This is a genomic window from Martinezella calliandrae, assembly GCF_030272695.1.
Taxonomy (GTDB): domain Bacteria; phylum Pseudomonadota; class Alphaproteobacteria; order Rhizobiales; family Rhizobiaceae; genus Rhizobium; species Rhizobium calliandrae.
Genome location: NZ_JARFYN010000098.1, coordinates 1 through 12,288, shown reverse-complemented (window position 1 = coordinate 12,288; position 12,288 = coordinate 1). Strand labels below are relative to the sequence as shown.

General features: G+C 56.9%; 11 protein-coding genes and 9 pseudogenes. 8 read left to right on the top strand and 12 right to left on the bottom strand.

The window, feature by feature from the left end:
* The first annotated feature begins 732 nt into the window (after positions 1-732).
* Positions 733-999 (top strand): DUF2277 domain-containing protein, encoded by a 267-nt coding sequence (locus PY650_RS35005; RefSeq protein WP_285884623.1) that lies wholly within the window; start codon positions 733-735, stop codon positions 997-999.
* A gap of 52 nt (positions 1,000-1,051) precedes the next feature.
* Here PY650_RS35005 and PY650_RS35000 read toward each other — a convergent pair.
* From PY650_RS35000 to PY650_RS34985, 4 genes and pseudogenes are all read right to left on the bottom strand, one after another.
* Positions 1,052-2,040 (bottom strand): annotated as a pseudogene (locus tag PY650_RS35000) (integrase); the annotation flags it as partial.
* Positions 2,013-2,397 (bottom strand): annotated as a pseudogene (locus tag PY650_RS34995) (type II toxin-antitoxin system VapC family toxin). The pseudogenes PY650_RS35000 and PY650_RS34995, both read right to left, overlap by 28 nt.
* A complete protein-coding gene (locus PY650_RS34990) occupies positions 2,394-2,678 on the bottom strand; it encodes a type II toxin-antitoxin system VapB family antitoxin (RefSeq protein ID WP_285884622.1) in 285 nt (94 codons plus the stop codon). Before PY650_RS34990 ends, PY650_RS34995 begins: the two are co-directional and overlap by 4 nt.
* A gap of 162 nt (positions 2,679-2,840) precedes the next feature.
* The gene (locus tag PY650_RS34985) at positions 2,841-3,260 is read right to left on the bottom strand and encodes an RrF2 family transcriptional regulator (RefSeq protein WP_285884621.1); all 420 of its coding nucleotides are present in this window, start codon (positions 3,258-3,260) and stop codon (positions 2,841-2,843) included.
* Positions 3,261-3,434: 174 nt separating this feature from the next.
* Between PY650_RS34985 and PY650_RS34980 the strand changes: the two genes are divergently transcribed.
* Complete coding sequence (locus PY650_RS34980; RefSeq protein WP_285884625.1) at positions 3,435-4,406, top strand: alpha/beta fold hydrolase; 972 nt, start codon at positions 3,435-3,437, stop codon at positions 4,404-4,406.
* Between the two features lie 651 nt (positions 4,407-5,057).
* Here the strand turns inward: PY650_RS34980 and PY650_RS34975 are convergent.
* Positions 5,058-5,849: pseudogene (locus tag PY650_RS34975) on the bottom strand (Curdlan synthase); the annotation flags it as partial.
* Here PY650_RS34975 and PY650_RS34970 point away from each other — a divergent pair.
* Positions 5,849-6,430 (top strand): annotated as a pseudogene (locus PY650_RS34970) (glycosyltransferase family 2 protein); the annotation flags it as partial. The pseudogenes PY650_RS34975 and PY650_RS34970 sit on opposite strands and share 1 nt — an antisense overlap.
* On the opposite strand, the pseudogene PY650_RS34965 reads toward PY650_RS34970, so the two are convergent.
* Positions 6,420-7,319 (bottom strand): annotated as a pseudogene (locus tag PY650_RS34965) (HlyD family secretion protein); the annotation flags it as partial. The pseudogenes PY650_RS34970 and PY650_RS34965 sit on opposite strands and share 11 nt — an antisense overlap.
* A 279-nt stretch (positions 7,320-7,598) precedes the next feature.
* Positions 7,599-7,957, bottom strand: a pseudogene (locus PY650_RS34960) (site-specific integrase); the annotation flags it as partial.
* Between the two features lie 120 nt (positions 7,958-8,077).
* On the opposite strand from PY650_RS34960, the gene PY650_RS34955 reads away from it, so the two are divergent.
* A complete protein-coding gene (locus PY650_RS34955; RefSeq protein WP_285884620.1) occupies positions 8,078-8,326 on the top strand; it encodes a type II toxin-antitoxin system VapB family antitoxin in 249 nt (82 codons plus the stop codon).
* The gene (locus PY650_RS34950) at positions 8,323-8,736 is read left to right on the top strand and encodes a type II toxin-antitoxin system VapC family toxin (RefSeq protein WP_285884619.1); all 414 of its coding nucleotides are present in this window, start codon (positions 8,323-8,325) and stop codon (positions 8,734-8,736) included. The genes PY650_RS34955 and PY650_RS34950 overlap by 4 nt, the downstream gene beginning before the upstream one ends.
* A gap of 9 nt (positions 8,737-8,745) precedes the next feature.
* On the opposite strand, the pseudogene PY650_RS34945 reads toward PY650_RS34950, so the two are convergent.
* Together PY650_RS34945 and PY650_RS34940 are read right to left on the bottom strand one after the other, a co-directional pair.
* Positions 8,746-8,838 (bottom strand): annotated as a pseudogene (locus tag PY650_RS34945) (IS6 family transposase); the annotation flags it as partial.
* A gap of 102 nt (positions 8,839-8,940) precedes the next feature.
* Positions 8,941-9,288 carry an NIPSNAP family protein gene (locus tag PY650_RS34940; protein WP_285884618.1) on the bottom strand — a complete coding sequence of 116 codons (348 nt, stop codon included), beginning with the start codon at positions 9,286-9,288 and terminating at the stop codon, positions 8,941-8,943.
* Between the two features lie 125 nt (positions 9,289-9,413).
* On the opposite strand from PY650_RS34940, the pseudogene PY650_RS34935 reads away from it, so the two are divergent.
* Positions 9,414-9,578, top strand: a pseudogene (locus tag PY650_RS34935) (transposase); the annotation flags it as partial.
* 316 nt (positions 9,579-9,894) lie between these two features.
* On the opposite strand, the gene PY650_RS34930 reads toward PY650_RS34935, so the two are convergent.
* Positions 9,895-10,578, bottom strand: a complete 684-nt coding sequence (locus PY650_RS34930) for a PDZ domain-containing protein (protein WP_285884624.1) — start codon at positions 10,576-10,578, stop codon at positions 9,895-9,897.
* Positions 10,579-10,811: 233 nt separating this feature from the next.
* Here PY650_RS34930 and PY650_RS34925 point away from each other — a divergent pair, with 233 nt between their 5' ends.
* Positions 10,812-11,060, top strand: coding sequence for a CopG family ribbon-helix-helix protein (locus tag PY650_RS34925; RefSeq protein WP_285884617.1), 249 nt, complete (start codon positions 10,812-10,814; stop codon positions 11,058-11,060).
* Complete coding sequence (locus PY650_RS34920) at positions 11,057-11,347, top strand: type II toxin-antitoxin system RelE/ParE family toxin (RefSeq protein WP_285884615.1); 291 nt, start codon at positions 11,057-11,059, stop codon at positions 11,345-11,347. The genes PY650_RS34925 and PY650_RS34920 overlap by 4 nt, the downstream gene beginning before the upstream one ends.
* Positions 11,348-11,621: 274 nt before the next feature.
* Here PY650_RS34920 and PY650_RS34915 read toward each other — a convergent pair.
* A pseudogene (locus PY650_RS34915) lies at positions 11,622-11,945 on the bottom strand (alpha/beta hydrolase); the annotation flags it as partial.
* 50 nt (positions 11,946-11,995) lie between these two features.
* A partial coding sequence (locus tag PY650_RS34910; RefSeq protein WP_490390938.1) for a DUF4143 domain-containing protein occupies positions 11,996-12,288 on the bottom strand: 293 nt, incomplete at its 5' end.

Sequence of the window (12,288 nt, the reverse complement as noted above, 5' to 3'; positions counted from 1 at the left end):
CTGCCGAAGCCGAAGAACGTTACTATGCCATGCTGGACGCGCCAGCCATGGCCGCATAACTTAAACCAAACGGCCTCCGGCAAACCCGGCGCGGTTCAAGATTGTCAAAGAAGGGCGGTGAAAATGTCTTTGCAGCCGATCCAATACGGGGTCATGAGGCCAGTTGCCTTTGGCATTCTGATTGTTTTTTCGGTTGCTTGCTTAGCCTCTTGCTCAACAGTCGGCAGGGCTGGAGGCCAGTCGGCTCAAGTAACCGCAAGCAAGTCAACAGGTTCCGTGAACGACAAAGACAAAGCGGCCGCCCGTCGGCGATGGGCAGAGAGAGTGCGGCGGGACAACCAGTTAGATCCGAGCGGGTCGCAACCAGGTTACTATGGGTCTTTCGGCCCTCGTTTCAGTTGGTGATCGGTGGCTGTTCGTGCCTGACTACTATTGGTCTCCAAAGTTGGGATGCGCTCTCCAAAGTTATTTGGCGAGAACGTCATATTGTTAGCGTCATGATAGAATTAGAGTTCGCGCGGGACTAAAAGTCTCGCTTACGCCAGTGATTTGTAGACCCGCGGCTCGGCGACGCTGATGAAGCTGGCAACGGCAACAAGCCGAAAGTAGTTCCTCGCCGTCTCGCGATGCGGAGTGTTCAGCCCCGGAGTGGTTGCAAATAGCGCTTGCGCGTCTAGCCTTCTATGCTGGCCACCCCACTCTGTGCCTACAGAAGATGACCGGGAGCAAGTCATGTGCCGAAACATAAAACCTCTGTTCAATTTTGATCCGCCAGCAACGGACGAGGAGATTCATGATGCCGCTCTCCAGTTCGTACGCAAGGTGAGCGGAGCGACCAGACCGTCGAAGCGCAATGAGGTCGCGTTCGCGCGAGCGGTTAGTTCGATCGCCGCCTGTGCTCGCGAGCTGCTCGACTCGCTGGAAACTTCTCAACCCCCTCGGGATCGCGAGAAGGTAGCGGCGAAGGCTCGCGCGAGGACGGCGGTCCGGTTCGCGTAAGAGGGTCCCGCAGCCCGTGGGCCGAAAACATTTCCGGATCCAGGCCAGCCTAGTTGCAACGCCTCTTCAGGATCAAATTGACCGACTGCGGCGTCAGCGCCCGCCGATCGATATTGCCCCATTGATCAATGCGACGGAACACCGATCCGGTGTCGATTTCGGCTTCCGCAAGCCATTGTTTCAGGGCAATGACCGGCCGGCCGATCAGAACGACCTGGGCTCGGTCTTCGGCCGTCGTCGTCTTGGTGCGGCCCAGATTGATGGTCAGGCAGGGGACGACAGGGGAGGCGGCATCTTTCGAATCGGCATGCACCGGCTCCTCGTCGACCAGATCCACGATGCCCAGGCCGGCGATTTCCGAGCGGCGGCGGCCGCCAGAGGCGAATGCAGTTAGCAACAGGGCGCGATCGCGGAGATCGACCAGACGCTCGCCGTCACAGGTGACCAGCAGCTTTGCCAGGACATCGCCGGTCACTGCTTTTTTGCTCTTGCGGCGGCGTTGCCGCGGTGCGGCCCGAACGGCCAGTCGCAACGCGGTCTTCAGCGATGGCGCCGAGAATTCTCCGGTCAGGCCACGCCAGCGCGTCAGGATCGACCAGGAGGTCAGGCGACGCCGCACCTTATCGGGCGCATGCGGACCGTCCACGCGCAACAAATCCTGGACACGCAATCCCGTCTCGACCTCCGCTGGCATGCCGTGGGTCGGATCTTCGGCGCGCTCGGCCGGGTCCCAAAGGTGATGGGCAATAAATTTCAGCAGCAGCGATTGCGGCGCCGGCCAGGGGAGGGGGAGCCCGTCGCCAGCTGGCACCAGGCTTCGAGATAGCCGAGATCGGAGGTAAGCGCCTTTAACGTGTTGTCGCCCATGCCCTCCTTGGCCAGGTGTTTGAGGGTAGCGACGTCCTCGTCCGTCAGGAGGATGGCCAACTGATCACGGCGGGCGAAGGGAAGGATGGCGTCAAGCGAGTCGAGTTCTTCAGCGCGCTGTAGGAGTGATACCGTTGATTCGCCGCTCACTGGCCGGTTGACGCCGGGTGGCATTTCACGTCGGTCCTTCCGAAATCATTGCCCTTGAACAGCAGCGGCGCCTTGGCGACCGCGGCGACCGCATAGGACAAGCAGTCGCCCATGTTCAATGCCGCCGGATGGCGTCCCTTTCCGAACCGTTCAAAGGCTTGCACGGCTGCGTGATAGTGCCTTTCGCCGAAGGTGACCGCGCTGACATTGGACAGCTCGACGAGCTGAGCTATGATTGCCGCTGCATTTGGAAATCCTCTGCCTGTCAGAGCGTCGGCCACCCGATGGTGATGATTCCCGAACGACGATTGACTTGAATGTTTCAGCCTCCGGCTCTGTCAAGGACATCGCCAGAATGATCGAGGTATCGAGCGCGATCATATTGGCAAGCCGTTCTTGTCATAAAAGTCGTCGTGCACCGGTGTCGCTCCGGCAGGAGCCGCGCGGCGACCTTCGGCCATCAGGTCCCAAAGGACATCCTCCGGCTTGCGCGCCGTCGACTGCCGCAATTCCAGTTCAAAATGCTCCAACGCCTGCTCGACCAGCTTGTTGATCGGCTGGCCAGTGCGTTTGGCCAGCGCGTGCGCCAAATCCCGGGCCTTGGCGCTGCGCACGGAGAGTTGCGGTTCGGAGACGATTTGGGTCTCCAGCTCGAAATTCACACATCTAATATAGTCTCTGCGGCCAAAGATGGCATGTCGATCAGCTTCGTTAAGCGGAATCGATTTCGTTGTAGTGATACACTTTCTTACGTGCGAGGATCAGTGGAATCTCTCTGATTGACCGGAATGCGCCAGAAGCGGGCGTTATCAGCGCCACTTGGCTCACACTTTCGAGACGGCTGTTTTAGCGATGTGCTCCAGTGTTGTTGCCATGTAAGCCTTTTCTAATTCAGCTTCGGCAAGTTTATGGGCATGTTCTAGAACGGCGTTCGAGGCGCGTTCAACGGGGCAATTGGGATGATCGCTCGACAATGGCGCGGGTAGCATCTGCCCTTCGAGCAAGGCCTTTTGCACATCCAATACAGTGATTTGCGCGAGCGAGCGGGTCAGCTTCCATCCGCCGCCACGGCCACCTTCCGATTCGACAATGCCGTGTTTGCGCAAGGCCCCAAGCGTGCGGCGAACAACGACCGGATTCGTGTTGAGCATTTGCGCAATCCGCTCCGACGTTTCCCGGCCTCCGAGCAATCCCATATGGACCAGCACGTGCAGCATTCTGGCCAGGCGACCATCACTCTTCATAACGCCTCTTTCTGCAACTGTTTTGGTTACAGTATCTTGACTTCAACCATTATGTGTAACACATACAGTTACACAAAGAGAAGCAATCTGATGCACCGCCGAACTTTTATTGCCTTGGCAGCCCAAATCGCTGTTAACGGTTCTGCCAGACGGGCATCCAGCCAGGAGGCTCCCATGAAAGAGACCGAAATTTCGACAGCCACCATCCGTATGAGCATCGTTGAAGCTGGCGAAGGTCCGCTCGTCTTTTTCTGCCATGGCTTTCCCGAAACAAAATATGCATGGCGCCACCAGATCGAGGCCCTTGCGCAGGCCGGTTATCGTGCTGTTGCACCGGACATGAGGGGATACGGAAAGACCCAAGCTCCGGCGCATCCGGACCAATATACCGTTTTCCACGCAGTCGGTGACCTCGTGGCGCTTCTCGATGCGCTTGGCGAACAGCAAGCGGTGTTGGTCGGCCATGACTGGGGTGCGACAATTGCCTGGCAGGCCGCGCTCATGCGGCCCGATAGGTTCCGCGCCGTTGTCGCCCTGAGCGTGCCGATGATGGGCCAGCCGCCTGCGCCACCTTCGAGGATATTCCCCCAGGATGACAAAAGCCTGTTCTATACCTTGTATTTTCAGGACCCTGATGGAGCTGAAGCCGAATTCGGTAGGGATGTCGACCTGACGCTGCGCAAGCTGATCTTCGCGGCCAGCAGTGAAGCCGGCCCCCGTTTGCCCGGTGACCGCACGCCAAATCCGTTTGGAATGGTCTCGCGATCCGCTGGGCTATTGGAAGACCTGCCGGAGCCGGCGACGTTGCCAGGCTGGCTGCCTGCCCTCGACTTCGATCGATTGGTCAAGGACTTCAAGACATCAGGCTTCCGGGGTGGCTTGAATTACTATCGCAACCTCGATCGAAATTGGGAGTTGCAGCACGCAACGTCTGGTCAAACCGTCAATATTCCGGCCCTGTTCATGATCGGCGAAAGGGACACTGGTCTCAGCATTCCCGGGATGGACCAGATTATTGCAGGGATGCCGGCGCTGGTTTCCGATTTGCGAGGATCACATGTCATCCCCGAAGCTGGCCATTGGCTTCAACAAGAACGACCGAAGGAAATCTCGGAGGCAATCCTGAGTTTTTTGAAGAACGTCTAACTGACGGGCGGACCAAGTCCACTCGAAGAGGAAGTGCCTGCTAAGGGCCGGGAGCCGTCCTCCTTGAGAGAGCAGCTTTGAAGAGATCATGTCCTCTTCCAACTCTTGGGGAGCCCGGTCATCCCGGGCGAAATCACCATAGAATCCCGGAAAACCAGGCATTTCCGGCGATCCCGGCCGACTGACATGGCGACTCATCGCATCTAGTTGGCTCACTATCGATACCTGAATAGTGCAGATGCGAGATGCGTAAGAATACGATCCTTTGAAAGCATGTTTTATGACAAAACGGCAGGCGGTACGCGGCGCGATTTCTGAACCCACCAGCGCTTATGCGTCCGTTCAGTTTGGCAAGGCGCCCGTCAACCTTGGCGCATCATCGGCGTTCAGGCGGCCAGGCAAGCGAAATCGTTTCGAGTTGGCTCGTAAGCAAAGCCGAATGTCAATCTTTGCAATTGGTGGTCGAATGGACACTGGCCGTGGGGCGGATGCAGGCGCGTATTTGGCAGGACTACATGCGCGAGGTAAAAGCCGAACCTGCACCGCAAGGAGCGCGGTCGCCAGAAGCCGTGATCGACGGACCAATTTCTGACCAAACAGACCTTTTCCAAATCTGATCGGACGGCATGCAGCCGGGATTCCGGGTCAGGGCTAAAATGTGCGCGTTCGACCGAAGGAGCGCGACAGCAGATTGACGGAGACTGCGACCTTGTCGATGTCGCGAATGTCCTGCGAATATTGACCCGTGTAAAGCTTCACGATCATTGCGTCTCGAATGGCGCCGTCGAGATCAAAGTGCAAGTGGAGATAGTAAGCTTGTCTGTCGCCGTGCCGACTAATGCTCCGGCGCCGCTGTGTGACCTGCTTTAGTTCCGTTTTGAAAGGTGTAAAACCCTCCAGGTGCAGCGAGACCAATTTTGACTCAAATCGTGAATCGACCGGAACCGCTATAACTGCTTTATCAAGCGCCAGGCTGACGAGCCGGCCGGGGACGTCGTCCACCACCGCAGGCTCGTCCAATTTGAACGCCTGAAACAACCGTTGCGGTTTCTCGAAGCAGATTAGTGACGCGATGACCAGAACGACGATGTTGATACCAGCCCAAAATGCCGCTATCGGCGAAAACTCGGCTTGAATTTGCGTCGTTTCCGGAACGATATCGATCATCAGCCCGAGGGCGGTGATGGTGATTAAGCCTGAGATCCAAGCAAAGGTGTATCTATCAAACTGATTTGCTTCATTACCGCTGCCTTTCGGCGTCACCCTGAACGGTTTGCCGAAAGGCCTAATCAGACTTGACACGACGGTCGGCAGCATACGAAACGTCGCAAATGTTCCAACGGCGCTGGAAATTACAGGCAGATACCGTGTTGGTGTTATCCAAAGCATGAGAAGGAAGTAGGCTGTCAGGAGCGGGACCTGGTAGGAGACATAATCGGGGATACTTTCTGCGCCGGACATTGCCGTTCTTTTCCGACGAGACCATTGGCATCGTCCAGACACCTCAACACTTTTTCAATGCCGATCCGGTGCAGACGAATCTGGGGCTTGAGAACATCTGGCCGGACGAACAGCGCCTATTTTTCGATGAAATCGCGCCAAGCAGAGATGGCTGGGATGTCAGCTTCTGCTGTGGCTCATGTTCAATCGCCAGGCGCAAGGCGGTCGATGCGATCGGCGGCTTTCCAACGGAGTCCATCACTGAGGACCTGCTGACCACTCTTTCGATGCTCAACAAAGGGTATAAGACACGCTATTTAAACGAACGTTTGTCAATGGGGCTCGCCGCGGAAAATTTGACCGGCTATTTCGTTCAGCGTGAGCGCTGGTGTCAGGGGGGCATTCAAACACTCTATCTACACAATGGCCCGTTGCGCGGCCCAGGGCTATCGCTCTTTCAGCGCATCATGTTCCTGCCAGCCTCATGGCTGGTGCAGTATCTGGTCCGCCTGATGATCCTTCTCATCCCGATCGTCTATCTTTGGTTCGGTCTGCTGCCTCTCTATTTCACGGAAGTTCCCGACAGTCCAAGATTCGCATCAGCTCACTGTTAAGCACGACGTTGGAGCCGTTGACGATGTTTCTGCTCCAAACGACACCATCGAATGGCGCTGTTGCGGATGCAGATTCGAGGCTGCTGACATGGATGCCTTCCTCAGTCAGCTGCTTTTCGACCTCCGTGGCTCGCGTTTCATTTTCGGCTATGCGTGAATTCAGGTCGCTGATGTGTACGATCACCTCGTCCTGGCCCTGCTTTGAATAGGGGACGTCATTCTGTCCGTCGCCGAAGACAAAAATGCCTTGTCGAACGGCATTGAGCCGCTGCTGCAATTGATCAACAGTAAGATTACTGACCGTGACTTCGCCTCCGGTTGCGGCGCCGGCGGCGCGTGCCGCATCGACCATCTTCTGTGTGAGAATCCCTTTGGATTCCAACTCCATCCGGCGGTCGAGGTCCACCTGCGCGGCGAGGTCCTGCGCCTGTGAAACCTCAACTCTCTTTCGCAGGATCTCAACTTCGCGCTCAAGGTTCGAAATCGTGGCCTGCTTGAAGATTTCCAAACGATCGGCCAATTGTTCGCGAAGCTGCGAGAGGTCGTCACGCTCCTTCTTCAGAGCGGCAATCCGGTCGCGCGCCGTATTGCGCTCCGCTTCCAGCGAGACAAGCACCGCGCGGTTCACACGCGGATTGCTAATTTCGACCAGGCTTTGGCCGGCTTTGACCGGAGCACCAACTTTGGCAGGTTCTCCCGAAATCACACCGTCGATAGGAGCGTTAACGAAAGCCAAGCGTGCGTTCACGGTGCCGTCGCGACTGGTGTAGCCGGTGATTGCTGGCAATGAAACGACAACTGCAAGTGCCAGCAGCAGGAGACCGACGGTGACGCGCGTGATGCGGTGGTTCCAGATCATGCGGGATCGGTAAGATCGTTAGCAGTCATTAATGCAGCCCGCAAAAAATACAACTAATTGTCGCGTAATTTTAGCGTAACGAAATTTAGCAGGCAAGTGGTTGCGGCGAGGTTGTGTTAATGAAAGGTACCGCCGTGCACCACTAGCGATCGCTTCCAGCCGTGTTCGTTCGAGTGCCTCAACAATGGCTGGCAACTCTGGTGGTATGTGTGAGCTGCTTCCCTTTGAGCAAGATAAGTTTGAGTAAGCGGATTTTCGTTAATGCTGATATTGCTTGGCCTATATAAGCAACCGCGCGTCCCGCTCGATCTTTCGTTCGGCATCGTTATGATAGTGCGCAGCTTGCATCACCGATTTGTGCAGAGACTGCTGCATGGCCTCCGGCAAGGGCACGCCACGATCTGCCGCCTCGGTCAGATAGCAGGAGGGCAGCCCGTGTGCCGAAAACTGCGTCGGGTCCAATCCAGCCTACTCGCACCTGCTTTTCAGGATCAGATTGACCGATTGCGGCGTCTGTCCCGCCGGTTGATGTTACCCCATTGGTCAATCCTGCGGAAGATTGGGCCGCTTTCGATCGACGCCTGCGCGATCCATCGCTTCAGGGCCGAGGACGCCATCGTGGTGGATTTTAGCCGACCTCTACCGGCCGTCACCGCTCACGGCCCTGCCGGCCATTCTGCATTCTTGATGGCAAGCCGGCTTCTGCCATCTTGATGGCATATTTTGCTTGCCCTATATCTTTCTGGAAGGAGACCACAATGGCTGCACCACAACTTTCTGTCCGAAGCTCCAAAGCGCGCGATCTGGCACACAGGCTGGCTCGCCGCGAAAATCGTTCGATTGCCGAGGTCGTCGAACGTGCGCTCGAAGCCTACGAGACGCGCGAGGCGGGGCGTGAGCCTGCGTCGAGCTTCTATTCGCGTGTTAACGCGCAAGCCGCCACGGACATGGATCTGGAAGCTGTCATCCGTGAAAACCGTCATCCTCATACGGGGATCGACCTTTGATTTTTCTCGATACCAACGTTGTTTCCGAGACGTTGAGGAAAGCTCCGAGCGATGCCGTCATGGCGTGGCTAATTCGATACGATGCTGAATTGGCCCTACCTACGGTGACCATCGCGGAGATCGCTTTCGGCATCCAAAAGATCAGGCCGGACCAGCGCGCAGATCGTCTGGAGCAGGGGCTGGCAGAGTGGCGTCGTCGGTTTGCCGACCGCATATTCGGGCTGATGGAAGAAGCCGCGCTTGCATACGGGGAAATCATGGGCGAGGCGGTCCGTCGAGGACGCGCGATGTCAGCACCCGATGGAATGATCGCTGCAATCGCTCGAGTAAACGGCGGACGGCTTGCTACTCGCAATCTCAAAGACTTCGAAACGACGGGTCTCGACCTCATATGCCCGTGGGATTTTTGAGCCGTTTCTAGCCTGCACGATCAGCCATGCCTCGAAATGTCGACCCTTGAAATCATCCCTCGATTGGCGCTTCAGCTTCTCGGCAATGGCATTCGACATCATTGATACGCTCCTCAATATCAGGAGCGCGATTTGCTCGTCATATCGGCAATATACAGATAAGGATCCGAATTTGCGACAGGCCCATCAATCTTCTATCCGTCTTCAGCCATCGGCCTCGACGGAGATGTGGGGGCGGAAGAATCCAGTCGGCTGCAGGATCGAACTGGCGATATTGGCAACGATCTGACCCGGAGCCTCGCTCTTTGCCTTAGCCTCCTTCCAGGCCGGATCAGCCAGGAATTCCGCCCATTTCCGCTCGCGCTCCTCCAGCGATTGCCATTCGAGGAAATAGATGAGGTCGTGGCTGGAAGGCCCGATCATCGTCGTCCAGAAACCGAGGGGGCGGATGCCGAGCCGGTCCCAGATCGCCAGCGTCGCCGTTTCGAAACGCTCCTGGAGCGCTGTCAGCTTGCCGGGCAAGCACGTATAGATGCGCATTTCATGGATCATGGAAAATCCTCTTTGAGTGAATTCAGAACAGGCAGAGCCTGTCCCTGAGAGCCTGATTTAAAAGTAGTTGCGCGATAACGGCAGGTTGTGATTCTCTTTGGTGCTGAATCAAAATGGGGTTTGCGATGGCTTGGACTACTATTGCTCGACGTGAGCATAACCGAGACGCACTTCGTTTTTCAAGTGATTTGACGGACCGGGAATGGGCGTTGATCGATCCTCTGATCCCACTGGCACGCAGTGGCGGGCAACCGAGAACAACGAATATGCGCTCGGTCGTGGAGGCGATCTGGGCTTGTCGCAAAGATTGGTTTGGCCCGCAATTCAGCTCGCTTCTCTACTGTCATCGGCGAGCGACGGCCAGGAATCTTACCGCGCTCTCGCGCTGCTGCCACTCTTGCTTTGGTGCGCTTTACGACCATGTCGCGTTCGAGCTGCGCGAACACGCCAATCGGGGGTCCGTCCCCGTAAAGGGACGGGACCCACGATTCTAGCTGCCGCTCTCAACAGGGCAGGAAACGAACCTGGCCAGTCACTGAAGACTGGCCAGGTTCGTTTGTCGAAATTGCCGGAGACAAGCGCTTCTCGCCGTCACGTCGGCTGGATTCAGTCGCCATCGCCCTCATCACCCGAATCGTCCGAGCTGTCGTCGCTGCTATCGTCCGCATCGTCGCTGGAATCAGTATCAGCCGACTCGTCCTGGGTCAGGTCCTCTTCGACCGTCGCCTCCTCGCTCTCTTCGGCCGTCTCGATTTCCGTCGATTCGGAGGAAACATATTCCTCGTAGGATGACGAGCTTACCGTCGTGTCAGTCTCCCAGCTGGAGACCTCGCTGACCGCGATTGCCTCGTTGTAGGATTCGAGTGTGATAGTCGCAGCAACGGCGACCACGGCCCCGCCACGAGCGACGCTGAAGGACGTGTCGGAATGGCCGGCCTTCAACTGGCGGCGCACGGCGACATCGACGTCGATTGGCTTATGAATCTTGTGGCCCTGAACTTCAGCCAGAACGTCGCCTGGCTTGATCCCCTGCTTGTCGGCAACGCCGCCGGGCTTGACGGAAAGCACCAGAACACCATGCGCACCCTTGTCGAGCTTGAACTTCTTGATCACGCCCTTGTTGATCGGCAGCAGGAGCGCATCGAGCGCCTTGGATATCATTGGCCCGGATTTCGCATGGGCGGCCGGCGGGGTTGCCGCGAAGGCAGAGTGAACTCCGGCAAAGGGAGAAGCAATATGCGCGACAACGATCAATGCACGAAAGGCACGGTACGAATTCTTCAAGACCATCTCCTGGGTTGGCGCGAACAAGCTCCTGCTTCGTTCCGCACGGAGACGGTAGCCAACGGCTTCTAAGGAAGGCTTAAGTTTGGCAGTGGGTCACAAAATAGACTGTAGAGAGACCGCAATGGCTGCACAAAACTTCCAGTCCGACGGTGATTTTAAGGCCTCTCTCACCATGAGAACCTTGACGAACCAGGTTGGTTCACAAATAATTATAGTGAACTAACGAAGTGAGAGCCATGACCGCAGCATTTACCGTGCGCGTTTCGGATGAAACCGCGAGCAAGCTCAATCAGATCGCAGAAAAGCTGGATCGATCCCGTGCCTATATGGCCGCCGAGGCTATTGAAGCTTTCGTCGAGCTGCAGGAGTGGCAGCTTGCGGAGATCGAGGCCGGACTGGCAGAGGCCGATCGCGGTGAATTTGCCAGTGACGAAGACGTGGCAAAGGTCGTTGAGAAGTACGTGACAGCTGCCCGTCAATCATGAGCAGGAAGCACGTTCGTTGGACGCTTCGAGCGTTGCGGCGGCTTGAGGAAATCGGGGCTCATATCGAGAAGGAGAACCCCGATGCGGCAGCGCGGGTGGTTGCCAGGATCGTAACGGCCGTGGATATGCTTGCCGAATTGCCGGCAAGCGGGCGACCGGGGCGCATAAAGGGGACCCGTGAAGTGGTCCTCGCGGATATCCCCTACATCATTCCGTATCGTGTCAGCGGGCACATCGAAATTATCACTGTCATGCATGCCCACCAACGGTGGCCGTCGAAATTGTAGTTTTCGGGAAGGACTGAGACATCAGTTTGGCAGACGAACGCCTAATAGCAAACACATGTATCGTGTGCGGGGGACTTACGGCCCCAAACCGGTCACAACCGTTAACTGAAATTTCCATCTTTTCGGCGCGACTGAATTTGTCGATAACGGGAATCTGGTATGTCGCTGCCAGCGGTCCAGTCGCCCTGCAGTTCGTTTTCCCGTCACATTTGCGAAGGCAAGAGGCCGACGGTGATCGGTCTCTTGCGTTTTCAGGATTTGATCGAGCTCGGCGTTAGGCTTTTTGAACCGCGGCGGCAGCCTTGCAGATTACATCGATGACGACGTCGGGTTGAGAGCGCATCGGCACGTGGCTGCTCTCCACCTCGGTGATCGCGGCTCCCATGCGCTTCGAGACCCAGCGTTGCAGGTCGGGATGGACGGTATGGTCTTTCGTCGCGAGAACGTACCAACTCGGCTTTGACCGCCATGCGATGTTATCGGCGCTGAGCTTCTGCTGATGAAAGAGATCGTAAACAGGCGCATAATGGGTTGCCCATACGAGCTTCTGCTCTTCGTCGGAGAGATCGTCCGCAAAGAACTCGGTGCCGTTAGGAAGAAAGCGCTGGATTGCGTCCTCCGGTCTGGCCGACCGGGTATATCAATCCCCTAGGCGAGTTCTGCCAAGGCGGTCCCTAACGCTGACAGTGGCATTGCTTCCACATCCTCCTTCATCGGGAAGATCTCCTGTCCGGGATAGACGACTATGCGCCGTAGCGGATTCAGGTCCTCGCACGCAAGATAGAAGCCCTTCTCGAGCTTTGGCGACAGACTACGCTTGATTTCAATGGCCCAGGGACGGCCGCCCGGTGGCGTGAGGAGCAGATCGATCTCGGCACCGGCGGATGTCCTATAGAAATTACTCTGTGTTCCGGGTGGTGCTGCAGCAACCAACGTCTCGA